Here is a 24,930-nt window from a genome sequence, read left to right as displayed (position 1 = left end):
ATATCGCTTACTCAGTACCACTGTTTGGTATTCCAGAAGCAACGGTGACCTTTGCCGGCTCCTACTCCAGCGCATCAAATGTAGTGGACGATGAAACCACAGCAGCCCGGGTACGGCTCAACTACACCTTTTAACCGACACTTTTAAATGACACTGTTTAAGAGAGCCTGACCCTCGCATCCGGACACCCTCCCCCTTCGGGTGTCTGAATGCACTACCGTCAGTAACAACCGGCACTCGCTTCCCTGTGCCGGTTTTTTTATACGTTTGAAATACAAGCCCTGTCTCTCTACCCGTGCGGATGATCGGTGAGCTGCACTAACTGCTCACATGAAGGCTTCAGCCTTCAGCCATGGCGAAAACAGGGTTCTCAACTAGAATACATCCAGCGGGGTAACAAATACCGATACGAAACGTGAAAGAGCCTCAGGATAATGTATCGCAACGACTTTGGTTCGGCCGTCCATTAATAAAAACGCCCCTTTGACCTGTAACGCATCGCTTCTGAGTCGTATTTCACTTAGGTATATCAGCCTGGATAACTATAAAGAATTGCTGTTTCAATCCGTTGTTCAATCACAGTCTTTTTAAAACAATTATTAATCAATACGCTTAATTGCGAAGCGAGTCACTGAACATGAAAGCGTTGGTAAAAAAGAGGGCTGAACCCGGCTTATGGCTGGAAGAGGTCCCTACTCCGGATATCGGTATCAACGATGTCCTGATCAGAATAAAGCGCACCGCCATCTGCGGTACCGACATGCATATCTATAACTGGGATAGCTGGGCGCAAAAGACGATCCCAACACCGATGGTGATCGGTCATGAGTTCGTTGGGGAGATCGTTGAGGTCGGCTCTAACGTCAATGACTTCCATCCGGGACAGATCGTTTCAGGGGAAGGCCATGTGGTCTGCGGCCGCTGTCGCAACTGTATGGCTGGCCGTCGTCATCTCTGTTCACATACCAGCGGTGTGGGGGTGAACAGGCAGGGCGCGTTTGCCGAATACCTGGCCCTGCCGATGTCCAATGTGTGGGAACACAGACCGGGTATCGATCTCGATATAGCCGCGCTGTTTGACCCTTTTGGCAACGCGGTACACACCGCACTCCAGTATGACCTTCTGGGCGAAGACGTTCTTATTACCGGCGCCGGGCCTATCGGCATCATGGCGGCCGCCGTCTGTCGCCATGCCGGTGCCCGCCATGTGGTGATTACCGATATCAACCCACAGCGTTTAGCCCTGGCAAAAAAATCAGGCGCAAACTGTACAGTCGATGTCACCAAACAAAGCCTGAGCAGTGTGCGCAAACAACTGGGCATGACCGAAGGCTTTGATATTGGCCTGGAGATGTCGGGCAATCCTTCGGCATTTAAGGACCTGCTAAGCAATATGTGTCATGGCGGCAAGGTCTCTATATTAGGTATTCCCCCCGATCCGGTGGCGATCGACTGGAGTCTGGTTATTTTCAATATGCTGACCCTGAAAGGTATTTATGGCCGTGAGATGTATGAGACCTGGTACAAAATGTCGGTCTTTATTGAATCAGGGCTGGATATTTCCGCCATCATTACTCACCGTTTCGACTACAGAGATTTCCAGAAAGGGTTTGATGTGATGAACAGCGGAGAGGCCTGCAAGGTTATTCTCAACTGGGACTAATCATTAATTTACGTTACACATCAGGAGAACTGTCGTGCACAATCAGTTTCAGGAACATATAGCTCAGCAGCTGACAGAGATTGAGACCGCCGGTCTGTTTAAGCATGAGCGTCTGATCACCTCTCCACAGGGTGCTCATGTAGGCGTTGCACAGACAACCCAGGCTGCGCCCAGACAGGTACTGAACCTCTGCGCGAACAACTATCTCGGACTATCCCAGCACCCACAGGTAAACGCCGCGGCCAAAGCGGGTTTAGAACAGTGGGGCTACGGGATGGCGTCAGTCCGGTTTATCTGCGGTACCCAGACCCTGCACAAACAGTTGGAGGATAAGCTCAGCGGGTTTCTCGGTATGCAGAGCACGATTCTCTACCCCTCATGCTTCGATGCCAACGGAGGCTTATTTGAAACCCTGCTGACGGAAGATGACGCTATCATTTCCGATGAATTGAACCATGCCAGCATTATCGATGGCATCCGTCTGTGTAAGGCCCGGCGCTATCGCTATCACAACAGCGATATGGCCGATCTGGAGCAACAGCTACAGGCGGCTGACAAAAACGGCGCGCGTTTCAAACTGATCTCCACCGACGGCGTGTTCTCAATGGACGGCTACATTGCCCGTCTGGATGAGATCTGTGATCTGGCGGAAAAATACCACGCCCTGGTGCACTTCGATGATGCTCACTCGACCGGTTTTATCGGTGCCGGTGGTCGGGGCACCCATGAATACCGCCACTGCATGGAGCGGGTGGATATTATCACCGGCACCCTGGGTAAGGCGCTCGGTGGCGCCAGCGGGGGCTATACCAGCGCCAGCAACGAGATTGTTGCGCTGTTGCGCCAGCGCTCACGCCCCTATCTGTTCTCTAATACGGTGGCACCACCCGTCGTGGCCGGGGCGTTGAAAGCGATTGAACTGATCAGCGAATCCACTGCTTTACGTGATCAGTTGTCAGAGAATACCGCTCTGTTCCGGGATGGCCTGCAACGACAGGGGTTTGAATTACTGCCCGGAGAGCATCCGATTGTGCCGGTCATGTTGCACGATGCGAAAGTAGCGGGTCAGTTTGCTAATGCGATGTTAGAGCAAGGGGTTTATGTCGTCGCCTTCTCCTACCCGGTCGTGCCAAAGGGAAAAGCCCGCATTCGGACGCAGATGTCCGCAGCACTGACTCAGGATGATATTGCGTTTGCCATTGAAGCCTTTGGCCGGGTTAAATCTCAGTTGGGTATATAACGCTCTCAATTGATGAACGCCCACCAAAGGCCTGATAAATAGCGTTAAGTGAGGCGTTTGTCCGTCATAGATTCCCCTTTTAAGATGATACTTAAAACGGCGCTACCCCTTCCCTCCATCAAAAGCGCTGGATCCGCCAGGACGCAATATTTCAATTGTTAACACGATAACGCACAGCAGAAATTCCCCGTTAATTCCCCTCCTTTTAAATAGACACTGAGATTCATCAGAGCAGCGTCATTCATAACCTGCTCATAAGGACTGATGAACAACGGATTCTGAATCCACCGTTTTACGACAACCAGAAAGATAAAAATAAAAGGAAAGTACGCCATGAATAAGAAATCAGTTGTTCAAGCTATGATGCTGGCCACCGCCCTGTCTGCGCCTTTCGCCATGGCAGCCGACAAACCCGTCGTTGGCCTGATCACCAAAACCAATACCAATCCATTCTTCGTCAAAATGCGTGAGGGCGCACAGCAAAAAGCCGATGCGATGGGCATTGAGCTGCGTACATTCTCCGGAAAATTTGACGGTGACAACCAGTCCCAGGTACAGGCGGTCGAAAACCTGATCTCAGCTGGCGCGAAAGGCATTCTGATTACCCCCAGTGACCCCGCAGGGATCGTACCCGCCATCGATCGTGCCCGTGAAGCGGGTCTTCTTGTGATTGCGCTGGACACACCACTGAGTCCTGCAACCGCAGCAGATGCCACCTTTGCCACCGATAACTTTAAAGCTGGCGAGATGATCGGTCAGTGGGCGGCCGCAACCCTGGGTGATAAAGCAGCAACGGCTAAAATAGCGATGCTGGACCTGAACAGCAGCCAGATCACTGTCGATGTTGCCCGTGATCAGGGCTTCCTGAAAGGCTTCGGTATCGACCTGAATGACCCGGACCGTATCGGCGATGAAACCGACCCACGCATTGTCGGAAATGATGTCACCAGCGGTGCTGAGGAAGGGGGTCGCCGGGCGATGGAAAATATGCTGCAGAAAGATCCCGGGATCAATGTGGTCTACACCATCAATGAACCGGCTGCCGCGGGCGCGTATGAAGCGCTTAAGTCTGCGGGCCGTGCCGATGATGTACTGATCGTCTCTGTCGATGGCGGCTGCCCCGGTGTTGAGAACGTCAAAGACGGCGTGATCGGTGCCACCTCAATGCAGTTCCCGCTGCGCATGGCGTCAATGGGCGTCGATGCCATCCTCAAATTTGCCCAAACCGGCGAAAAACCTCAGGCCACAGAGGGACTGGATTTCGTCAATACCGGCGTTGAGCTGATTACCGATAAGCCTGTCAGTCATATCGATGCCAGGAGCTCATCTGAAGGTCTGTCTATGTGCTGGGGCTAAGCCCGGACAGATAAGCACGACACAACAGCAGGGTAGCCATACCCTGCTGGCTATCAGGTAAAACCAGGAGAATCCCATGGCTGACTCAAGCACACTCAAAACGACACAGACAGCTGATCACGAGTTGGTCGCAGCTTCTGCAGGTGGAGAAGTTGCCTCATTTGAAAAAGAGACACTGTCATTTGTTGAGAAGACTCACCGCTTTTTCCATGCAAATCCAACGGCGGCTCCCGCCATCGTATTGTTACTCGCCGTGATCGCGTTCAGCATGATTATCGGCGACCGTTTTCTGCACCCCTTCAACATGTCGCTGATTCTTCAGCAGGTAACCATCATCGGTATTCTGGGTATCGCCCAGACCCTGATTATTCTCACCGCCGGTATCGACCTGTCGGTCGGTGCCATCATGGTACTCACCTCCGTTATCATGGGTAAGATGGCGATCGACGTCGGTCTGCCCCCCGAGATCGCCCTGCTGGCCGGTATCGCTGCCGGCGCCATCGCCGGTTACATCAACGGCATACTGGTCACCCTGTTCCGCCTGCCCCCCTTTATCGTCACCCTGGGCACCTGGAACATCTTCTTTGCCCTGAACCTGTGGTATTCCAAAAGCGAAACCATCCGTTCTCAGGCGATTGAACAAACCGCACCGCTACTGCACTGGACCGGACACACCATCGAGCTGTTCGGAGCCAAACTGACTTACGGCTCACTTTTGATGCTCGCGCTGTTTGCGCTGATCTGGTACGCCCTCAACTGGACCGCCTGGGGCAAGCATGTCTATGCCACCGGTGATGATCCGGGCGCCGCCAGCCTGGCAGGCATCCGCACCAACCGTATATTAATGTCCGTTTATATCGTCGCCGGAGCGATCTGCGCCATCGGTGCCTGGGCACTGATCGGCCGCATCGGCTCGGTCAGCCCACAAGCAGGAATGACCGCTAACCTCGACAGTATCACCGCCGTGGTAATCGGCGGCTGCAGCCTGTTCGGGGGCCGGGGATCCATCTTCGGCACACTCATCGGCGCCCTGGTGGTCGGGGTGTTTCGTAACGGTCTGGCGCTGGCTGGAGTCGATGTACTCTGGCAGGAGTTTACCGTCGGCCTGCTCATCATAGTTGCCGTTGGTATGGACCAGTGGATTCGGAAGGTGTAATCATGAATAACAGTAAATCTACAGTATTACAGGCACGTGGACTGGTTAAACGTTATGGTCATGTGACCGCCCTGGATGGCGCAGATTTTGACCTTTATCCAGGTGAAATTCTGGCCGTCATTGGTGATAACGGTGCCGGTAAATCATCTCTGATCAAAGCCTTGTCCGGTGCGCTGGTGCCAGACCGGGGCACCGTCAAACTGGATAATGAGACGGTGAACTTCAAAAGCCCGATGGATGCCCGCAACGCCGGTATCGAAACCGTCTACCAGAACCTCGCCGTCGCCCCGTCGCTGGATATCGCCGATAACCTCTACCTCGGCCGCGAACAACTGCGGCCAGGCATTCTGGGTAAGGTGTTCCGTATGCTGGATAAGAAAGCGATGCATGATAACGCCCGCCAGAAGCTTTCTGAACTCGGCCTGTTGACCATTCAGAATATCAATCAGGCGGTGGAAACCCTGTCCGGCGGTCAGCGTCAGGGGGTGGCCGTGGCCCGCTCGGCGGCCTTCGCCAAGCATGTGGTGATTATGGACGAACCCACCGCAGCGCTGGGTGTAAAAGAGTCCCGCCGGGTACTGAATCTGATCAAAGATGTACGCGACCGGGGCCTGTCTGTGGTGCTGATCAGTCACAATATGCCCCATGTCTTTGAAGTGGCAGACCGGATCCATATCCACCGGCTGGGCAAACGCCATGCGGTGATTAAACCGGACACCCACACCATGTCTGAAGCCGTGGCGATTATGACCGGGGCGATGGACCCGCATGAACACGCCGCAGGCGCATTTGCAGTCTGAACACAGTAAAGCCTTGGCCCTGACTCAACATCAGGGCCTTTTTTATGGACAGATCACCGATGAATAAGCACTTTCTCAGCAACCTGACCGGTTCATTTGCCATGCCGGCGATGGAGAACCCCACCGTCGCCATGGTTGAAGCCGCTTATCAGCACCACCAACTCGACTGGCGCTATATCAACTGCGAAGTCTCACCGGAACACCTTAAAGACGCAGTTCTTGGTGCCCGGGCGATGGGCTGGGCGGGCTTTAACTGCTCCATCCCCCACAAAGTAGCGGTGATCGAACATCTGGATGGACTGGGACAGTCGGCAGAGATTATCGGCGCCGTTAACACCATAGTGCGCAGAGCCAGGGGCGAATATATTGGCGAAAACACCGATGGCCGGGGCTTTGTTACCGCCCTGACAGAGGTAACCGATCCACGGGGATCACAGGTGGTTCTGTTTGGTGCGGGCGGCGCAGCCCGTGCTGTCGCGGTGGAGATGGCCTTTGCCGGAGCCTCCCATATCACGGTGGTTAACCGCTCCCGCGAACGGGGTGAAGAACTGACCCGGCTGATCGGCGAAAAAACACCGGCCACAGCAACGTTTGCAATATGGGATGGAGATTTCCCTCTCCCCGCTGACACCGACATCGTAATCAATGCCACCTCCATCGGCCTCTATCCGAATATCGACCAGCAGCTTAACATTCACTGGGAAACGCTGACTGCGGATATGGTGGTCGCCGACGGTATCCATAATCCACCGATGACCCCTCTGCTGCGAACGGCTCAGCAGAAAGGCTGCAAATTCGTTAATGGACAGCAGATGCTGGTTCATCAGGGCGCTATCGGCATCCACTACTGGACCGGTATCACAGTGGACACCGGGGTGATGCATGCAGCGCTTAGGGAGATATTTAACCCGGAGTAGATCGCTTATACGGTTAAGCGCTTTCCTGTTCGAGAATCGCTACCATCTGCCGGGGATTTTCTCTCACCAGCGTCAGCAACTTTTTTGTGGGGCCGGTGGGATTTCTCCGTTTATTCTCCCAGCTTTTTACCGCTTCGTAACTAGCACCAATAATATCGGCAAACTCTTTACGGCTTTTACCTGATGCTTCACGAATCGCTTTAACATCCAGCGTTTCGTAGTGATGTACGACGCCACTGTCGGGTATTATTTCACCTTTTTCAATCGCAACCATCTCTTCAGCACTGCTAAGAAGGTCAGCAAACAGTTCATCTTTCATTGTTTGTTTCATCGCTATTTTAGCCTGCCTGAGACTTTCATTAGTTGGGATTTTTGGGCATCGGTGATGTTATCGGCTTCATTCTCAGGATAAATAAGCGCCAGATATAACCGCCCCGATTGAGTAGATAAATTATAATATATCACTCTTACTCCACCACTTTTTCCCATACCTGGCCTGGACCATCGAAGCTTTCGGAATCCACCAGTACCGGATATTGTGCTACCGCATTCAGGGTTTGCAATTAATGCCTTCTGCTAACAATCCATGTACTTTGTACACAGCATATCAGGTACATTGAACCTTTCAATATTGATAACTGCGTCTGAGTTTCACCATCCCTGATAGCTATCCACCGTCTCCCGGGTGATCAGTTCCGCCGGAATCAGGATGGTGCTCTGCTCCAGTATCCCGCCCTGCATCAACCGGTAACCGGTTTCCACCGCTTTAGCCGCCATATAGTTGGGAAACTGTGCCGCAGTTGCGCGGATCAGCGAGTCAGAACGGCGTAGTTGCTGTTGTGCCAGCGGTGCGCCGTCGACAGAGACGATGATAAACTCACCCCGACCGGCAAATTGTGCGGCATCCTGTGCGCCCAGCGCAGAGGGGTCATTGATGGAAAATACGCCATCGATCTGTTGAAACTGGGTCAGCAGGTAGGTCATCGACTCCAGCCCGCCTTCACGTCCCCCGCCACTATTCAGATCGCTGGACAGCAACTGAATACCCGGCGATTGCGCCAGCACCGCTTTGCACCCTGCCACCCGGTCCTTTACCGATGACACTTTGGGGCCGTTGATAATCACCACATTTCCCCTCCCTCCCAGCTGTTTCACCAGGTAGTCACAGGCGATCATGCCGGCCTGAACATTATCAGTGGTGATGGTCGCATCGGCACCTTTGGCTTTGACATCCACCGCCAGCACTTTAACCCCGGCTTGCCGGGCTTTTAATACTGCGGTTTCAACACCATCGTAACTGGCGGCGGATAGCAGAATCATATCCATGCCCTGTGCGACAAAACTCTCGATCTGTTCAATCTGACGTTTAACATCATAGGCGCTGGAAACAACCACCACTTCAGCATTATCGCCCACCAGCTGTTTTGCCTGCATTTCAGCGCCCCGGGCTATCTGAATAAAATAGGGGTTACCCAGATCCGATACGGAGATACCGATAGAGAGGGTCTTCTCAGCAGCAACAGAGGGTATCGCAGCTCCGGCCAGCAGCAGAGCTGCCAGCAACCGGCGAGCCCCTCTCATGCCCCGTTTTGTTATTTTCACAGATCTCTGCCTCCCTGATCTGTATGCCGTGTAAATGTGTTATCCAGCGCCATTGCCAGCTCCTCCAGTTTATAGGGTTTAGCCAGTACAATACCGGTCTGTTGCAAACCGTACTGCTCACTCAGATGCTGAACACTCAGCCCCGAGGTCAGCAACACCGGTATTTCGGGCCATTGACTGTCAATTTTTTTCGCCAGGTCTAAACCATTAACCGCGGTCCCCAGGTTGATATCCGTAAACACAATATCGATATCATCCCGCTCATCAAGCTGTTGCAGCGCTTCATCGACGGAGGCCACTGCGATCACCCGGTATTCAAGCTTTTCCAGCAGAGCCTGCCCGGCATCTCTCACCTGATGATCATCCTCAACCATCAGTACGCAACGATTCTGGCCATAATTGAACGTAGTCACAGTATCTGCTCTGGGTAAAGCGGCAGACTCAGCTTTGCGGCGCAGATAGATACCGATCGTCGTCCCCTGCCCCTGCTGGCTCCGGACCCTGATATCCCCCTCCGACTGTTTCACAAAGCCATACACCATGCTCAGCCCCAACCCACTGCCCTGGCCGATCTCTTTGGTGGTAAAAAAGGGTTCAAATACCCGGCGCAGATGGGCCTCAGAGATACCGCAGCCGGTATCAGAAACCTCGATATGCACCGCATCGGAGACGCTGCCATTCAGCGCAATAGCGTGGCACTGACGGGTACAGAATGTCAGAGTCCCACCCTCAGGCATCGCGGCACTGCTATTAATGGTCAGATTCAGCAGGGCATTTTCAAGCTGCCCCGGGTCAACGTCCACCAGCCAGTCAGCGGCGCCAAGATCCAGTTTTATTTTAATCGCCGACCCCACACTGTATTCAATCAGATCCAGCATCCCTTCGATCAGCGGGTCAACAGCTGTCGGTTCCGGCGTCAGGTGCTGTTTACGGGAGAACGCCAATAAGCGCTGCGTCAGGTTTTTCCCCCGCTCTGCTGAGGCGAGCGCCCGGCGGGCATATTTAAGCGGTTTAGGAGCATCATAAAGTGTCGATTCCAGCAGCTGAAGGTTGCCATACATCGCTGCCAGCAGATTGTTAAAGTCATGAGCAACCCCTCCGGTCAGTTGCCCCAGTACCTCCATCTTCTGAGACTGGCGTAACTGAGCTTCAACGGTTTTACGCTCCGTCAGGTCACTATACAGGGTCACAAACCCACCATCCGGCATCGGGCTGCTTCTGAACTCAACCACCCGTCCGTTGGCAAAGTGCCGCTCAAAGTGTTGCGGTTGCTGCCGTCGCATCTGATTGACCTCATCCTTATCCAGGGCCATACCATCCAGCGCCCAGCTCTCCTGTGCCTCCTGCGACAACAAGCCATGCACCTGCTCTATCGACATCCCTTTTTGCAGACTGTCCTGGGGCAACTCAAGAATCAGCAGGTATTGAGGGTTCCAGGCGATCAGCCGCCCCTCTCTGTCAAAGACACTCAAGCCATCATTGATATTGGTGAATACCGTTTCCAACAGATGCGACTGTTCCTGCAGATCATGACTGATCCGGTCGATCTGAACCGCATTCTCACGAAACACCTGGAATGCCCTGGCCAGATCACCAATCTCATCGCTACGCTCGATGGCAGGGGTCTGCTGATGGGTATCCCCTTCAGCAAGCCGGCTCATCACCAGGGTGACCGATGCCAGGTTCATCACCAGTTCGCGTACCATCCACACGCCACCCAGTGCCGCGACAATACAGAGAAAGCTGATCAGTAAAATGCCGGTTTTACCTGAGCTGACCGCCGCGCCCACCCGCTGACTTTCGTGGGAAATCCGGCTTTGAATCTGATCGACAAAGTGTTGTACCTCTCCACTCAGCTGCTCGGAGATCGCCCGGGTTGAAGCCAGCAGAAAAGCACTGCGCTGTTCCAGACTCAACTGCTTCAGCCGCAGATCAAACAGGTTTTCCGGCCCCGCCCCTACAGCATAGAGCTCGTTATAGTCGTGATCAGCACCACCGGCGGCAGAGCGATGAAAACTGTCGAGCTGACGGATAAAGCGTTGGCGGGTGATAGCCAGGCTATCGGCCGACTGGCTATGGGACGCCGTCATCAGCATCTCAGCCAGCCGCGTCACAGGTGTAGCACTATGCACGGTATCAAACGGTTCAGTCCCATCAATCAGACTTCTGAGGCGGTATTCATATTCCCGCAGATCCTCCCGCAGAAACAGATGCTGGCGGGTCAGATCGATCAGCTCATTCACGGTGCTATCGAGACGCTGCAGCAGCTTCTGAAGATTGGGGGCGGCGGCATCCAGTTGCGGAATACGCTGCGCCAGTGACAGTACTTTCTCGATTTTGGCTTTCAGCGTCTGGCTCAGCCCCTCTAACATATAGGGGGTACCGGCACTGGTGACATAGGGCGCGATCGCCGCCAGGTTGGCGGTACGTTCGGCCAGTTCGAGTGAGCGGGAGATATCCGGCAACGCCTGCTGTTCAAAGATATTCAGCGCCCGGTCGGTGTTGCTCAGCCCCTGCCAGCCCACCAGCGCCAGAATCATCGCGGACACAGACAGGATGGTAAACGCCAGCAATAACCGGGTGCGTGCTCTCAGGCGACTAAAGGAGCTGAGCGACAGGATCATCTGTTCAACTCGCTGTCACAATGCCCCATCAGCACTGCATCACTGAAGCGTTGAAGATATACCCCACACCCCGTTCAGTACGGATATAGGAGGGTTGTTTCGGATTCGGTTCAATCTTTCTGCGCAGCCGCAGAATCAGCACATCGATGGTGCGGTCATAGACATCGGAGTCAAACCCCCGGGTCGCGTCCAATAGCTGATCACGGCTGAACACCCGGTTGGGCGAACGGACAAACATCTCCAGTAACTCATACTCGCCGTAGGTGAGTGAAACCGGCTCACCATCGGCGCCGATCAACTCCCGGCTGGTCAGATCCATCATCCAGCCATCAAACGACAACCGTTCATGGCTATAGGTATCCTCTTTACGTATCACCGGCGTGCTCAGCTGGGTGGTTCTGCGCAACATAGCCCGTACTCTGGCGAGCAGCTCCCGGTTGTTAAACGGTTTCATCAGAAAATCATCGGCGGCCAGCTCCAGCCCCAGAATCCGGTCAGTTTCATCCCCTTTGCCGGTGAGCATCATAATCGGGATGCTGGAATGTTCCCGCACCTCCCGGGCCAGTTGCATACCATCTTCACCTTTCAGCCTGAGATCAAGAATAATCAGCGAATAGGGAGCCGTATCCAGCGTCTGACGCATCGCCCCGCCATCGGCCACGGCAGTGACACTGAAGCCGCTATCTTCCAGAAGATCCTGCAACAACTCCCGCATATCGATCTCATCATCGACCACCAAAATTTTTTGCCGGACAGCGTTTGTCATAGACGTTTCCAATTTTATTCTTCTTATAAGTGTATAAATAACACAAACATGCGCCATAAAAATTTCAATTATTACAAACCACGCCAAAGTGATTCATTTCTGGTTTACCTGACCCGGTTCTAATGACACAGATAACGGGTCCCGGCATGTCGTCGGCTGCATAAAATATCGCGAGGCCATCAATGTACACTCTCAGCTCCTCTGTCACCTGGAAAAAACTCGAGCAGTTAGCCCAGCAAACCGAAAATGACCGGATTTCAGATTACTTTAGCGCTGACTCAGATCGTTTTAACAGGATGAGTCTGCAACTGGGCGGCTTGTTTCTGGATTACTCTAAAAACAGACTGTCCGACGACATATTCAAAACCCTGATTAAACTGGCCGAACACTCTCCGCTTCGCCAGCGCCAGGCACAGATGTTCTCCGGCGATATTATCAATGTTACCGAGAAGCGCCCGGTGCTGCACACCGCATTACGTAACCGGGGAGATGAACCGGTGGTGGTGAATGGTCAGGATGTCATGCCGGAGATCCGCGCGGGGCTGAAAAAACTACAGGCGTTTACCGATCAGGTGCGCAGTGGTGAGTGGAAAGGCTACAGCGACAAGCGTATTCGTAACGTCGTGAATATCGGTATCGGCGGGTCAGATCTCGGCCCCAACATGGTCTGTCGGGCGCTCCTGCCCTATCAGCACCCGGAGATGAAATTTCACTTTATCTCTAATGTCGATGGTCAGCATATTAAGAAGATTCTTAAAGGACTGGATCCGGAAACCACCCTGTTTATCGTTTCTACCAAAACCTTTTCAACTCAGGAGACCCTGCTCAACGCTAACACCGCAAAACAGTGGTTTCTGGCACAGAGCAACTGTCCGGGGGCGGATCTGGGCAAACACTTTGTCGCGGTATCCACCAATAAAGCTGCAGCCATGGAGTTTGGAGTGAGCGAGCACTGTATCTTTGAGTTCTGGGCCTGGGTCGGCGGACGCTACTCTCTCTGGTCCAGTATCGGACTGCCTATCGCCCTGAGCATCGGCTACCACCGCTTTATCGAACTCTTAGAGGGTGCCTTCGAGATGGATCAGCACTTTCTCCATGCGCCGCTGGATCAGAATATGCCGGTGATTCTGGCACTGATCGGCATCTGGTATATCAACTTCCTCGGCGCCGAAACCCAGGCGGTGATCCCCTACGATCAGGCACTGCACCAACTGCCCTCATTTCTGCAGCAACTGGATATGGAGAGCAACGGCAAGTCGGTGGATATAGAGGGCAATCCGGTGGATTATGCCACCGGGCCGATTGTCTGGGGCCAGACCGGCTCCAATGGCCAGCACGCCTTCTTCCAGCTGTTGCATCAGGGCACCCGGTTTGTTCCGATCGACTTTATCGCCTCGCTACAGGTGGATGAAGGCACCGAGGCCCACCACTTTGCCCTGCTGACCAATATGCTGGCGCAGGCGAATGCGTTTATGAACGGCGATACCAAAGATAACCTCCAGGACTTTGCCAGTTGCCCCGGTAACAGACCCAGCAATGTGCTGCTGATGGATCAGTTGAATCCTCACAATCTGGGGGCATTGATCGCCCTCTATGAGCATAAGGTGTTCGTTCAGGGCGCGATCTGGAATATCAACTCCTTTGACCAGTGGGGTGTACAGCTGGGTAAACGGCTGGCCACCGAGATCAGCCGCAATATTGAGAATAAAAGTTCGGAATACGATGCCTCAACTCAGGGACTGATGCAGATGGTTAAACAGCATTTTGCCCGAAAGCCTGCCGCTGCAAAAAACAATGCACCGATCACTCCTCAAGCAACGGCAAAACAGAAAAAAACGGCATAACGACGATGAAAATACTGCTTGAGAACAATTTTAACGGCCTGCAACATATCGGCATTCCGGTCACCGATATCCAGCGTTCTGTTACCTTCTATCGTCGCCTTGGGTTTACCGTTGTCATGGAGAAAACCTTCCCGGAGGGCGATGGCGAAACCACCGCGGTTATGATGCACAGAGCCGGGGTCATCATCGAACTCTATCAGCTACCGCAAAGCCAGTTGGAAGAGATCGAAAACAGACGAGATGGCAGTGTAGATCATATCGCCTTTTCCGTCAGCAATATTCAGGCAGCCTTTGACGAGATGAAAGCCGCCGGAGAAGATATTATCGAAGCGGCCCCCATCCATCTGGATTTCTGGCAAAACGGCTGCCAGTACTTTGCGATCCGCGGGCCGGATGGCGAAAAACTGGAATTTAATCAGATACTCTGAACAGGATAGCTATCATGCCCTCACTGGTTTCACTTATCGGGATCTCTGCTGCCTGTATAACCACCGTATCTTTTGTGCCTCAGGTCTATACCATCCTCAGAAGTAAAAACACCTCGGGCATCTCGCTCACCATGTACTCCATCTTCACCTTTGGCGTCTTTCTCTGGGTCATCTACGGATTTATCATCGGGGATATGCCGGTATTGCTCGCCAATCTGATCACACTGATCTTAACCCTCTGCGTGCTGACCCTGACCATTACCAGCCGGGTATCTCAGAAAAGCGGGCAGAAAGACTCTGTCGCTTCTCACGAGGCTGCGGATAATTGAGTCATTGCGGTTTGTTCACCCGCGCTTTACATACTTTTGCCGCAGGGCTGGGATCATTTGTAACCGGGCAAACAGCTCTGGTTTCACCAAACCCACCAGTAACCCTGCAATGATTAACGTACTCGCCACCGCTTTAATGGGGCCGATACTTTCCTGATAGAACAGAACACTGCCCAACAAGCCAAATATCGGCACTAACAGCGTGAGTGGTGCAACAGTCGACAGGGGGTACTTAACAATCAGGCGATTCCAGATCCAGTATCCCAGCAACGTTGTTGGGTAGGCCTGAAACAGAATAGAAAACAGCGCGGCGGCATTGAAGGTATCTATTAGCTGGATAAAGCCGCTGCTACCGTGACTGATTGCAGAAAGCGTAAATAAAGGCAGCGGAGCAAATAACATCCCCCAAACAATAAACCCAAACACCTGATCCGTTTTAGCCGCTTTCATAATCAGGCTACTCAGCCCCCAACAGGTGGCTCCAATGATTACCAGCACCAGTCCGGCCAGAGTCACCGAGCCATCTTCAAGCAACAAGCTTAATAACAGTCCCGACAGCGCCAGCATAGCCCCCAGGCCTCGCTGTATGGTGATCCGTTCACCCAGAAACAGGAAACCGATCAACAGACTGATGGCAACGTTAAGCTGCAAGAGCAAGGAAGCCATTCCAGCTGAAAGACCCAGTGTAATCGAGTAGGTAACCATCCCCCACACACCCACACCAAAGACCAGACCATAAGCGATCAACAACACCCATGGCACATTCGGACGGTGGATAAAAAAGATCACGGGAACCACCGCTAAGGAAAACCTTAACCCGGTCAGAATCAGCGGATCTATATGATCAGCACCCAATTTTATCACTGCAAAATTAAAGCCCCAGACACACATGACAGCAATGCCCAGCAGCAGGTCCCGAATACTCACTTGCGTCTCCTTTTATTTAACCCAGATAAACAAGAACAGTATCGCGCCACAGAAAAAAGATAACAGATGCAATTTTTAAGAAAAAAAGATATACAATATAGCGATGCGCTATAAACAGATTGCCCATCAGTACATCACGGATATTCAGCAAGGCAGGCTTAAGCCCGGACAGCGACTGCCCTCTCTGCGCCGCCTGGCACAACAGCATGATGTCAGCATGACCACCGCGCTGAACGGTTACCACCTGCTGGAAGAACTCGGCTGGGCCATTGCCCGTCCCCAGGCGGGTTATTTTGTTGCGACACCGTTGTCAGAACAGCACACTCCCTCCTTTCCGACGTTTAAAAGTGAGGCCACTACGCCTTGCCAGCCGACAGCAGCAGAGGCATCGGCGTCGAGACTCACATCCACAGCAACAGGTCCGCTAGGGGTTTCGCTGCTGGCCCCCGAGCTATTGCCAACGGAGGCGATGCTCAGAACTCTTCGCCGGGCTTGTCAGCGACAGGGGGCGCAGGTACACGCCTACCCAGACCCTCAGGGAGATCTCAGACTCAGGTCGGCACTGGCAAGCCATTTTTCAGGCTACGGTTTCAATTTTGCTGCGCCTGATCTGGTCGTGACTAATGGCTGCCTGGATGCGGTGCGCGTTGCTCTGGAGGTTACCAGCCAACCGGGCGATGTCATCGCGATCAACTCTCCCTGTTTCAATGGGCTGCTGGAACTTCTGGCCCAGATGGGGCGACGGGTATTAGAGATTCCATCCACCTCTGAGGGTATCGACCTGCGTCAGTTAGACGAGCATATGGCAGCACAAAGTATCAGCGCTGCACTCTTTAGCACAACCCATATGAACCCACAGGGGATCACTCTGTCGGTGACACAAAAACAGCAACTCGCGGAGATGGCTGCACGGTATCAGATACCGGTGATAGAGGATGATGTTTACCTGGAACTGGGCCATGGCCAGATAACGCCACTGCCTGTAAAACACTGGGATAAAGCGGGTTATCTCCTCTGGTGTGGTTCGATTTCTAAGACATTAGCGGCGGGCTATCGCCTCGGCTGGTGCTTACCCGGGCGCTATCTTGACCGCTATCTGCAACGACGCACCACCCAGAGCTTCGGCGCCAGCTCCCCGATTCAGCTGGCGCTGGCCGAGTTTATCAATAGCGGTCAATACCGGACTCACCTGCGTAAAGTCAGACTGGCGCTGGCCCGCCAGATCAGTATCTACGCCGGTATCATAAAAAGGCATCTACCGGATTCGGCCAGCATCAGTTCACCGACGGGAGGCACCGTCCTATGGGTGCAACTTCCCGGACTGGATACCGACTTACTCTATCAACAGGCACTGCAGCAGGAGATAGACCTCCGGGTCGGCGCACTTTTCAGTACCCGGGAGCTTTATGCCGACTGTTTCCGTATCAACATCGGCTGGCCAATCGAGCCGGAACACCCCGAAAACTGTTTGGCAGGACGCCAGTTATTAGCATTACTTAAGCTGATACGCCAGCAACTGGGAATGGAGTAACACCGGCCGCTCAGTCCGGCTTTCTCACCCGCGCCTTAAACACGCTGGGAGAAACTCCGGTATGGCTTTTAAAGAAGCGGGAAAAATAGCTGGTATCGTCAAAACCCAGCTTATAGGCGACCTCTGATACCGATTGAAAGGTGTAGGCCAGGTTCACTTTTGCCTCGCTGATCAACCGGTCATGGATCACCTTTAAAGCAGACTTCCCTGCAACTGCACGACAGACTCTGTTCAGATGGGTGGCCGAGATGCGCAACTCAGCGGCATAATCGGACACTGGCCGCTTTTCCGCCACTGAATAACCAATCATGTTCTGAAATTGTCGGTAATACCATAAATTCAGATCCTCAGCGCTGCGCTGAGCAGACAGCCGGTCGTTATCAGCCTCATGTCGGGAAAGATAGCTGAAAACCAGACTGATCAACGCCCGGATAATCAGCTCCCGGGCCTGCTTCCGTGCGGTGTATTCGCTCTTTAGCTGCTGAAAGAGTGGATCGATCAGCGCAAAGAAACTTTTTTCGCCGTGAATGTAACTGGGACGATCCAGTAAGCGTAAACAGCTGGCAGAACTTTCCAGCAGCTCATCAAGATAACTGCGGGAGATCGTCATCAAATAGCCCTGAATCGTTTGCTCTACATAAAAGCTGTGCACATCGCCTGCGGGAATGGCACAGAAACAGGGAGCTTTCAGACTCAGCGCCTCGCCTTTCATATAGAGCACACCGTCACCGCCATAAAAATAGGCCAGATGATAAAGGTCATCGTGCCGGTGAGGTTCAATGGCCCAATTATTCAACTGAGTTGATGTGTTCACATCATCAAGATGTACCGGGTGTAATGAAAAATCGGTCTCGTAATCACCGTAAACCCGATAGTTTGGAAAGTTTTTCTCCATCGCCAACACGATCCCCCGGCTGATTACAGAAAACTGATATGTTCCGAATTTACCATTTATATCCCATTTTTTGAATTAATCTTACCCCCGTCAAATGTCATGATGAATCCATCAGAACAACATCAGCATCTAAATATAAATACAGCGAGGTTCAGCATGAACAATCCACTCAAAGATTCCGGTTTACCTCTATTTTTCAAAGTGGCTAATCCTGACGAAGTCGGCATTGATACGCCCCCTCAGCGCATGGGTGACTCACTGCGCACCTGGGTACGTTCGCTGTCTCATATGCAGAAAGAAGCGATTGTACGCTCCAGCCGAACAGGAGTGGCCTGGCGGCTGGCCAGCGATGAAGGTGCTTATCTTGACGGCCTTGATGAAGCCCCCTGCCCACTTTCATTTCTGACCACCGGAATGGTCAGCGCAACTATGAATGAAATAGTGGCCCTGGCGAAACAGCGAGGTATTAAGATCCGCCATCTCCGGCTGATTCAGGATAACTATTACACCATGAAAGGTTCTATGCTCAGGGGCACCATGACCGGCGGCGCTGAGGATGTCCGCCTGGAAGCCCAGATCGATGCAGATGCCGACAGTACTACCCTGCAACAGCTGGTTGAAGATGCGGTCAGTATGAACCCCCTCTCCGGCCTGATGCGAGAAGCGCTCGACAGCTTATTTGCCCTGTCTCACAACGGTACCGAGATGACCACAACGGAAACTAAACCGCTGAACCGGCCTTTACTAAAAGACCCCGGCGATCAGTTTGCCAGGGCTCAGCCCCTGACATCTCCATTGGGACCGATTATTGTCAATACCGGGAAAATGACTCCTAAAGAGTCACATACGACAGGATTCGCAGGCTCCAGTCTGGCGGAAGAACAGAACCGGCTGCTTCACGTAAAAGGGATCTGCACTCTGCGTGAGGATGGCGTTAAAGAGATAGAGCAGCATCTGTATAACCCCCACGGTTCGATCTTCAGGTTTCTCTCTGAAGAAGCCCCGGAAAAGGGAGGCCAAGGGCGCGCCCCGGATGCCAACACCTATATCTCTGCCGGTATCGCATTCTGCTTTATGACACAGTTTGGCCGGGCTGCTGTTATCTTTAAAAAGGAGCTGGACAATTATCGCATCATTCAGGATACCCACTTTTCGCTGGCGGGCGGTTCGGATAACACAGGCCTGAGAGGTGAAGCCGATGAAGTGGAGACTCACTGCTATCTGGAATCCGGTTATGACGATGATTATGCCCAACACGTACTGGGGATGGCTGAGCAAACCTGTTTCCTGCATGCCTTCTGCCGAACCGACCTGATTACAGAGGTCAGAATCAGCTCATACTAAAAAAATGAAAGCCTGCTGAATGGTAAATCTGAAGGCAGGCGGCTCTTCCAGACCGGTTTACCCCTGCTATTACAGGATTTATTAATCAGAAACAGACTATACCTGATGGGTATACGTTGAATCATTCTAACAGATGCTCCGCCCCAGAGGTCTGAGGCGAAATCCATTAAATAACAACAGAGGGATTGATTCCCTCACGCAGATAGGTGATGAACTCTTTCACATGGGGCGATTCATTACCTGATCCTGACGTTGTCGGTGTTAATGCTGACCATCACCCAGCGACTTCGCACCGCCAATGTCCGCAATAGCAACAACGCACCAACAGACTGAGAAACGCGGACAACCTCCTGGCCTGCTGGCACACCAGTGATTCAGCTCTGATGGTCGTCAATATCATCGCTGTGTAGTGCCCGATATCACGCATGTAACCGTGACAGATTACCGCGGTTATCTGTTTGACTGACGAGTGATGTGCGCCACGGATACCTCTCCAGCCACAGGCGTTGCTACAAGTAAGGCGTTGTTTCAAGTCAGACCTTGAAATGAGGGCTAACCACGGCCATATAGGTGAATACAGCTCTTTGCAGCAAAATTACGCCGGTTGATCAACTTTTTACGCAGAACCTGGAAACACTATGTCTAACAACGGACAGTCGGATTATTTAAAAAAGCTACACCATGTGACAGATGATGCGAAAACCCTGATCAACCGGGCGATACAGAATCGTGTCTGTATCGGCATCACCGGGCTGAGCCGCAGCGGTAAATCCACCTTTATCACCAGTCTGATCAATCAGCTTAAACAGCACGGTGCAAAAAACTCGCGGCTGGGTGGCTTCTCCCCCTGGTTAAAAAAGCGGATCATCCAGGTGACAGAGCATCCGCTGGAAAACCGCTACCTGCCCCGCTTTGATTATGAGCAGGCGGTGGACAGTCTGTCGGGGAGTGCTCCCCAGTGGCCTATGCCGACCCGGGATATCAGTGGCGTGTTACTGGAGATCAAACTGGCCGACCAGGGCTGGTTTGGCAGAAAAACCTCGAAAAGTGTTTTTATTGAACTGAGAGACTATCCGGGAGAGTGGCTGGTCGATCTGCCACTGCTGAAGATGAGCTTTCGTGACTGGTGTGTCCAGGTCGAAAAGCAGCTGTCGCGGGCACCCCGCAGTAGCTTTAGTGATAATCCACAGGCGTCGCTTAAGCAGCTTGACCCGTTTGCTGACTATAACGCGGCGACCGTCGAGACTCAGCGGGCAATCTATATCGATTTTCTGCACGCCTGCAAAAAACAGTCGCCGCCACTGACCATTATTCAACCGGGACGCTTTATAGAACCCGGCACCCAGACCGGTCACCCTGCTTTACACTTCGTGCCGCTGATCGCCTGCGCCGGTTATAGTGAAGCGCAGCTGCAGAGTGCCGGCAAAAACAGCAATTTTAAGCAGTTAGAAGCGATCTTTGAACGCTACAAGTCGGATATCGTAAAGCCCTTTTTCAAAGAGTTTATCGAACCGATCGACCGTCAGGTGGTGTTGGTCGATGTCCTCAATGTACTGCACGGTGGCGAAGCCTATCTCCACGAGATGATGCACGCACTGGAAGCGATTGGTGAAAGCTTCGAATACAACGGCGGACTGTTCCGTTCGCGGATCGAAAAGGTACTCTATGCCGCCACCAAGGTAGATCAGGTTGTGTCGCAGGATCACGATAATGTCCGCCATCTGCTCAGCAGTATTGTCAGAAAGTCCCTCGAACGAATTCAGGGAGCACAGGCCGACCTGCGGGTGGAAGCGGTGGCTTCGGTGCGCTCTTCCCATGCACAGACACAGGGAAATGAGGAGATCCTCAAGGGAATCTCCAGCGAAGGTGAAGCCATTGGTTTTGTTAACCCCCGGATTCCCGATCATATCCCCTCTGAGTCGGAATTTACCGCGTTTATAGACTGGAAACTGCCGCAACTGAATCCACCAAAAAGTATTCGCGCCAATCAGGACCAGGCCATCCCCCACATCCGTATGGATGAAGTGCTGCACAATTTAATGGGTGATATATGTCGATAAAATCTCAACAGGATGGCGATACCCGCATCCCGCGCACCTTCAAAATATCGGAAGCCGATCTGGAGGGCATGATTCCCGACTCGATTGAGTCTGAACAGATTGAACACCCACCCGGCAACACCGACCCGGTCAACTGGAATAGTCACCCTCAGCCGCTCTTTTCCAAAGCGATGAAACTGACCTCCATCGGTTTGGGTGGTGTGTTCGGCCTGACACTGATTAACGACCTGATATCGATGATCAACAACGCATCTGCGCTTCACTGGGCCTTTGGTGTCGCCGTATCAGCCGTGTTGGCAGTGCTGATCCTGATATCCGGTATGGGTCTGCTTAAATGGGCCCGGGGTAGCAACGATATCGACAAGATCGCTGAGTTTCAAAAGCGCGCACGGGCGTTGCAGCAACAGCAGAACAGCCAGAAGATCACCCCGTTTGTCGACAGTCTGGTGAGCTTCTACACCGATACGCCACAGGAAAAACAGCTCGATAAGGCGCTCAGTGTCATGCCGGATTATCTCGATGATGCCGAACGGCTGCGACATCTGGAGACACTCTTCATCGAACCGCTGGATAAGCGGGTCGAAAACATCATCCGTAAGCACAGTGTGCAAACCGGCTTAGCCGTCGCCGCCAGCCCGATGCCCTCGCTGGATGCTCTGCTCACCCTGTGGCGCACCACCATCATGATCAGAGAGATCTCAGACACCTACGGCATCCGGCCAAACGCGGGTAATCGCATGCGAGTGCTCTATCGGGTTGGCAGAAGCACCGCCTATTCCGGCCTGTCCCAAACCGGGCTGGATATGCTCGATCTGTCCAACTTCCCCGCCCTCAATATCGGCGCCAAGGCACTGCAGGGTGCCGGGGCCTGTATCGCCACCTCACGCATCGGTATGCAGTGCGCCGCCCTGTGCCGGCCGATACCCGCCGATGAGTCAAAAACCGGCTACCGGGAGAAACTGGTATCATCGCTGTTGCTGTTACTGGGGAAAAAGCTGAATAAGGGGCGTAAGCAGAGCATTTGAGGTGAATTGGCTTAGGCCATAGAACCTATGGCCTGTGTTCAGAGAATCAGTATTATCTGACTGAGATAAACTTATCGCCCTTAAACGTTCGTAAAGGATTTCCACGCTGAAGCTCCTGATGTTGCTGCCAATGCGCTTTTTCCTGTTCAGACATCTGAGATTGCCTGAACTCTTCGAGTTTTTGATAAATCAGTGCGGTTGCAAGCCGTTTGTTCGCGTGCTGGCTTCTTTCACTTTCGACCCGCACACTGATACCCGAAGCGCTATGAGTAGCGCGAATCGCTGAGTCCGTAGTATTGATATGCTGCCCGCCTGCCCCCGATGCCCGACATGCCTGATACGTAATTCCTCTATCCTCATCCGCCTGATTAAACTCATAAACCTGGCCGCTAAAAAACCAGTTTTTACGTTTATGTTTTGGTCTGAACGGACTTTGGCATACCCAGAGCATGACCCCCTCCCATTTTTGGGCAAGCGGCTTTGCACGTTCGACTCCCGTTGATCTAAATTCAAGCAGCAGCGACTTCAGGCAGTTTATTTGCTGATCAGGAACGCATTCAACTACCGTCAGTTCAATACCTTCAGCTTTGCACTCTTTCACAATTTTACTGTAGGCAAGGTTAACCGCACGACCGCACTCTGCAGGCCCCTGACCCGATGAAAGTTGCAACAATATCATGATGAACACCCTCCATTTGTCTTAAAGGTAAGGACCGGTCGAAGCCTGGCAATCACCCTGATTAACCCAGCACTCACCAAATCTTCAATAATGGATTCACACTTTTTATACGCTTGAGGAGCTTCGTCATACAGTAGCTCTTTATTACCACAAATCACCCAGCTTCCCAGGGCGGTGCGAAGCAGATCATCCTTCTTATATTTATGGCTTAGCCTCGCCTGACAGTCACCCCGTTTCCATTTTCGACCTGCACCATGTGCCAAAGAGTGCAGGTTCTGGTAAAGATTACTCTTGTCATAACCAGCATCGAGAGTGTTTAAAGGTGCAACAAGATAACTGAAATCGCCTCTGGAGCCAGGAATAACGACACATCCCTGATCGGCGGGGGTGGCACCTTTGCGGTGCAGCCAGCCTTTTATATTATTAATACTCTTCTCGACAACCAGGTTATGATTTATATCCAGAACGCATTCCCCAGACTCTCTAACAGCCTGTAAGAAACGTTTAGCGATCATCTCCCTATTCAATTCTGCCCATTTAACGGCCTCATCATGTGCCGCCACATAGTGCTGGAATTCAGGGACATCCTCTGGCAAGCCGTCATGGTTAAATTGAGCTATGTGGTGGGTAAGTACAGACTGCCCCAACCCCCTCGAACCGGAATGAACCAGAAGCAGAAGACGCTTCTTATCAATTCCCAAACGGTCAATTTCATCTGCATCATAAATAGTCTCCACAGCCTGAAACTCAGCAAAGTGGTTTCCACCGCCGATAGTGCCTAACGCATAATCGTATTCAGAACGGAGAATCCCTTTTTCTGTTTTACGAAGAGCAATCTCATCAAGCCAGCTGTCATCAAGTGACTGTTCTACATCTTCAAGTTTCTTAACCCATCGTTCAATATTTACGTTACCGACCTTAGCTGACGTCTGCCACAGCGACATACCACAGCCAATATCATTGCCCACCAGTGCCGGATAAATTTTACCTGACGAAAAGAAAACTGCGCCGACGGGATAGCCCCGACCCGGGTGTAAGTCGGGCATACCCGCAACCTGCACCATACCTTTAAGTTCAGATGTTTTAATAAGTTGTTCTATAGCCAAGCCTTCAATCCACGTTTTTTCAGACGCAATGAGGCTGACGCAATCAGTAATATTCTGGACTGAATTGCCCATATGTTGATACCTGCATATTATTTAAAAACAAATAGTTTTTGGCAGGTCAATTGACTTGAAGGAAGGGATACTTAACGAAGCGTCCTGCTTTACTGTGTCAGACCTGCAAAGGGTGATTCTTTCAATTCCATGATCGTTCTCCTTTACAGTGGGTTGATTAAAAAATAGTCGGCGGCATACTAAACAACGAATTAAGACAAATCAAGTATTTATAATTTACGAAACTATCTCGAACACAGAAATCGCAAGCCTTTCTGCCCCCAACTTTAGCAATAAAAAAGAGATATAGTTTTCCGATATCTCTGCCGCTGTGCTTCGACAAGGCCCAGACAATGCTTTACCACAGAGTTCACAGAGAGGATCGAGAAGAGCCGTTAACCTGCTTTCCTCTGTGCTCTCGGTGTTCTTAGCATGCCCTTTGGGTACGGTGGTGAATCTTTTGAGATATGGTGATTTCTGGTGTATGGAGAAAGATAGAGAGGGTGGCGTATCCTGTTGATTGATCTCGCCAGATCGCAATCAACAGAAGAGAGATACGCCATGAGTAAGTTTACCCTGACAGCCCG

General features: G+C 52.3%; 21 protein-coding genes. 13 read left to right on the top strand and 8 right to left on the bottom strand.

Translation table 11 applies throughout. The annotated features are described in order from the left end of the window. Nucleotides 1-637: 637 nt before the first annotated feature. From tdh to aroE, 6 genes are all read left to right on the top strand, one after another. A complete protein-coding gene (gene tdh, locus JW499_RS20485; RefSeq protein ID WP_205212331.1) occupies nt 638-1,663 on the top strand; it encodes an L-threonine 3-dehydrogenase in 1,026 nt (341 codons plus the stop codon). A gap of 34 nt (nt 1,664-1,697) precedes the next feature. Continuing rightward, the gene (locus JW499_RS20480) at nt 1,698-2,903 is read left to right on the top strand and encodes a glycine C-acetyltransferase (protein ID WP_205212330.1); all 1,206 of its coding nucleotides are present in this window, start codon (nt 1,698-1,700) and stop codon (nt 2,901-2,903) included. Nucleotides 2,904-3,236: 333 nt separating this feature from the next. Continuing rightward, the gene (locus JW499_RS20475; RefSeq protein ID WP_205212329.1) at nt 3,237-4,259 is read left to right on the top strand and encodes a sugar ABC transporter substrate-binding protein; all 1,023 of its coding nucleotides are present in this window, start codon (nt 3,237-3,239) and stop codon (nt 4,257-4,259) included. Between the two features lie 76 nt (nt 4,260-4,335). After that, the gene (locus JW499_RS20470) at nt 4,336-5,415 is read left to right on the top strand and encodes an ABC transporter permease (protein ID WP_091356652.1); all 1,080 of its coding nucleotides are present in this window, start codon (nt 4,336-4,338) and stop codon (nt 5,413-5,415) included. Between the two features lie 2 nt (nt 5,416-5,417). Then, the gene (locus JW499_RS20465) at nt 5,418-6,215 is read left to right on the top strand and encodes an ATP-binding cassette domain-containing protein (protein WP_091356649.1); all 798 of its coding nucleotides are present in this window, start codon (nt 5,418-5,420) and stop codon (nt 6,213-6,215) included. Between the two features lie 44 nt (nt 6,216-6,259). Then, nucleotides 6,260-7,132, top strand: a complete 873-nt coding sequence (aroE, locus tag JW499_RS20460; RefSeq protein WP_232846554.1) for a shikimate dehydrogenase — start codon at nt 6,260-6,262, stop codon at nt 7,130-7,132. A gap of 13 nt (nt 7,133-7,145) precedes the next feature. Here the strand turns inward: aroE and nadS are convergent, their stop codons facing one another. The 4 genes from nadS to JW499_RS20440 all read right to left on the bottom strand — a co-directional run bounded on the left by nadS (nt 7,146) and on the right by JW499_RS20440 (nt 12,124). Beyond that, nucleotides 7,146-7,463, bottom strand: coding sequence for a NadS family protein (gene nadS, locus JW499_RS20455; protein ID WP_232846553.1), 318 nt, complete (start codon nt 7,461-7,463; stop codon nt 7,146-7,148). Nucleotides 7,464-7,783: 320 nt separating this feature from the next. After that, a complete protein-coding gene (locus tag JW499_RS20450) occupies nt 7,784-8,734 on the bottom strand; it encodes an ABC transporter substrate-binding protein (RefSeq protein ID WP_332874442.1) in 951 nt (316 codons plus the stop codon). Further along, nucleotides 8,731-11,358: a PAS-domain containing protein gene (locus tag JW499_RS20445; RefSeq protein ID WP_205212328.1), complete on the bottom strand. Its 2,628-nt coding sequence runs from the start codon at nt 11,356-11,358 to the stop codon at nt 8,731-8,733. The genes JW499_RS20450 and JW499_RS20445 overlap by 4 nt, the downstream gene beginning before the upstream one ends. A gap of 28 nt (nt 11,359-11,386) precedes the next feature. After that, nucleotides 11,387-12,124, bottom strand: coding sequence for a response regulator (locus JW499_RS20440; RefSeq protein ID WP_205212327.1), 738 nt, complete (start codon nt 12,122-12,124; stop codon nt 11,387-11,389). 182 nt (nt 12,125-12,306) lie between these two features. Here JW499_RS20440 and pgi point away from each other — a divergent pair, with 182 nt between their 5' ends. The 3 genes from pgi to JW499_RS20425 are packed head-to-tail and all read left to right on the top strand — an operon-like array spanning nt 12,307 to nt 14,725. After that, nucleotides 12,307-13,968, top strand: a complete 1,662-nt coding sequence (gene pgi, locus JW499_RS20435; RefSeq protein WP_205212326.1) for a glucose-6-phosphate isomerase — start codon at nt 12,307-12,309, stop codon at nt 13,966-13,968. 5 nt (nt 13,969-13,973) lie between these two features. Further along, on the top strand, nt 13,974-14,396 hold the full coding sequence (locus JW499_RS20430; protein ID WP_205212325.1) for a VOC family protein: 423 nt from the start codon (nt 13,974-13,976) through the stop codon (nt 14,394-14,396). Nucleotides 14,397-14,410: 14 nt separating this feature from the next. Next, nucleotides 14,411-14,725, top strand: coding sequence for a SemiSWEET transporter (locus JW499_RS20425; RefSeq protein WP_205212324.1), 315 nt, complete (start codon nt 14,411-14,413; stop codon nt 14,723-14,725). 15 nt (nt 14,726-14,740) lie between these two features. Here the strand turns inward: JW499_RS20425 and JW499_RS20420 are convergent, their stop codons facing one another. Further along, nucleotides 14,741-15,652: an EamA family transporter gene (locus tag JW499_RS20420; protein WP_205212323.1), complete on the bottom strand. Its 912-nt coding sequence runs from the start codon at nt 15,650-15,652 to the stop codon at nt 14,741-14,743. A 103-nt stretch (nt 15,653-15,755) separates the two neighbouring features. Between JW499_RS20420 and JW499_RS20415 the strand changes: the two genes are divergently transcribed. Further along, complete coding sequence (locus JW499_RS20415; RefSeq protein WP_205212322.1) at nt 15,756-17,183, top strand: aminotransferase-like domain-containing protein; 1,428 nt, start codon at nt 15,756-15,758, stop codon at nt 17,181-17,183. Nucleotides 17,184-17,193: 10 nt separating this feature from the next. On the opposite strand, the gene JW499_RS20410 is transcribed toward JW499_RS20415, so the two are convergent. Continuing rightward, nucleotides 17,194-18,078 (bottom strand): helix-turn-helix domain-containing protein, encoded by an 885-nt coding sequence (locus JW499_RS20410; protein ID WP_232846555.1) that lies wholly within the window; start codon nt 18,076-18,078, stop codon nt 17,194-17,196. A gap of 156 nt (nt 18,079-18,234) precedes the next feature. Here JW499_RS20410 and JW499_RS20405 point away from each other — a divergent pair, with 156 nt between their 5' ends. The 3 genes from JW499_RS20405 to JW499_RS20395 all read left to right on the top strand — a co-directional run bounded on the left by JW499_RS20405 (nt 18,235) and on the right by JW499_RS20395 (nt 22,507). Then, nucleotides 18,235-19,422, top strand: coding sequence for an OsmC family protein (locus tag JW499_RS20405; protein WP_205212320.1), 1,188 nt, complete (start codon nt 18,235-18,237; stop codon nt 19,420-19,422). 638 nt (nt 19,423-20,060) lie between these two features. Beyond that, nucleotides 20,061-21,482 (top strand): YcjX family protein, encoded by a 1,422-nt coding sequence (locus tag JW499_RS20400; protein WP_205212319.1) that lies wholly within the window; start codon nt 20,061-20,063, stop codon nt 21,480-21,482. After that, entirely contained in the window at nt 21,473-22,507 is a 1,035-nt protein-coding gene (locus JW499_RS20395) for a DUF697 domain-containing protein (RefSeq protein WP_205212318.1), read from the top strand. The genes JW499_RS20400 and JW499_RS20395 overlap by 10 nt, the downstream gene beginning before the upstream one ends. A gap of 52 nt (nt 22,508-22,559) precedes the next feature. Here the strand turns inward: JW499_RS20395 and prfH are convergent, their stop codons facing one another. Together prfH and JW499_RS20385 are read right to left on the bottom strand one after the other, a co-directional pair. After that, nucleotides 22,560-23,186 carry a peptide chain release factor H gene (prfH, locus tag JW499_RS20390; protein ID WP_205212317.1) on the bottom strand — a complete coding sequence of 209 codons (627 nt, stop codon included), beginning with the start codon at nt 23,184-23,186 and terminating at the stop codon, nt 22,560-22,562. Beyond that, nucleotides 23,183-24,364, bottom strand: a complete 1,182-nt coding sequence (locus tag JW499_RS20385) for an RNA ligase RtcB family protein (protein ID WP_205212316.1) — start codon at nt 24,362-24,364, stop codon at nt 23,183-23,185. Before JW499_RS20385 ends, prfH begins: the two co-directional genes overlap by 4 nt. Between the last annotated feature and the right edge of the window lie 566 nt (nt 24,365-24,930).

This window comes from Amphritea pacifica, assembly GCF_016924145.1.
GTDB classification, from domain to species: Bacteria; Pseudomonadota; Gammaproteobacteria; order Pseudomonadales; family Balneatricaceae; genus Amphritea; species Amphritea pacifica.
This window is presented reverse-complemented; position numbering and strand designations above follow the sequence as displayed.

Excerpts from the sequence above, each read along its gene's own strand:
- JW499_RS20475 (WP_205212329.1), top strand. The coding sequence starts at position 3,237 with ATGAATAAGAAATCAGTTGTTCAAGCTATGATGCTGGCCACCGCCCTG.
- JW499_RS20410 (WP_232846555.1), bottom strand. The coding sequence starts at position 18,078 with ATGGAGAAAAACTTTCCAAACTATCGGGTTTACGGTGATTACGAGACC.
- JW499_RS20445 (WP_205212328.1), bottom strand. The coding sequence starts at position 11,358 with ATGATCCTGTCGCTCAGCTCCTTTAGTCGCCTGAGAGCACGCACCCGG.
- JW499_RS20425 (WP_205212324.1), top strand. The coding sequence starts at position 14,411 with ATGCCCTCACTGGTTTCACTTATCGGGATCTCTGCTGCCTGTATAACC.
- JW499_RS20415 (WP_205212322.1), top strand. The coding sequence starts at position 15,756 with ATGCGCTATAAACAGATTGCCCATCAGTACATCACGGATATTCAGCAA.
- prfH (WP_205212317.1), bottom strand. The coding sequence starts at position 23,186 with ATGATATTGTTGCAACTTTCATCGGGTCAGGGGCCTGCAGAGTGCGGT.
- JW499_RS20405 (WP_205212320.1), top strand. The coding sequence starts at position 18,235 with ATGAACAATCCACTCAAAGATTCCGGTTTACCTCTATTTTTCAAAGTG.
- JW499_RS20430 (WP_205212325.1), top strand. The coding sequence starts at position 13,974 with ATGAAAATACTGCTTGAGAACAATTTTAACGGCCTGCAACATATCGGC.
- aroE (WP_232846554.1), top strand. The coding sequence starts at position 6,260 with ATGGACAGATCACCGATGAATAAGCACTTTCTCAGCAACCTGACCGGT.
- JW499_RS20470 (WP_091356652.1), top strand. The coding sequence starts at position 4,336 with ATGGCTGACTCAAGCACACTCAAAACGACACAGACAGCTGATCACGAG.
- JW499_RS20395 (WP_205212318.1), top strand. The coding sequence starts at position 21,473 with ATGTCGATAAAATCTCAACAGGATGGCGATACCCGCATCCCGCGCACC.
- tdh (WP_205212331.1), top strand. The coding sequence starts at position 638 with ATGAAAGCGTTGGTAAAAAAGAGGGCTGAACCCGGCTTATGGCTGGAA.
- JW499_RS20440 (WP_205212327.1), bottom strand. The coding sequence starts at position 12,124 with ATGACAAACGCTGTCCGGCAAAAAATTTTGGTGGTCGATGATGAGATC.
- JW499_RS20385 (WP_205212316.1), bottom strand. The coding sequence starts at position 24,364 with ATGGGCAATTCAGTCCAGAATATTACTGATTGCGTCAGCCTCATTGCG.
- pgi (WP_205212326.1), top strand. The coding sequence starts at position 12,307 with ATGTACACTCTCAGCTCCTCTGTCACCTGGAAAAAACTCGAGCAGTTA.
- JW499_RS20400 (WP_205212319.1), top strand. The coding sequence starts at position 20,061 with ATGTCTAACAACGGACAGTCGGATTATTTAAAAAAGCTACACCATGTG.
- nadS (WP_232846553.1), bottom strand. The coding sequence starts at position 7,463 with ATGAAACAAACAATGAAAGATGAACTGTTTGCTGACCTTCTTAGCAGT.
- JW499_RS20465 (WP_091356649.1), top strand. The coding sequence starts at position 5,418 with ATGAATAACAGTAAATCTACAGTATTACAGGCACGTGGACTGGTTAAA.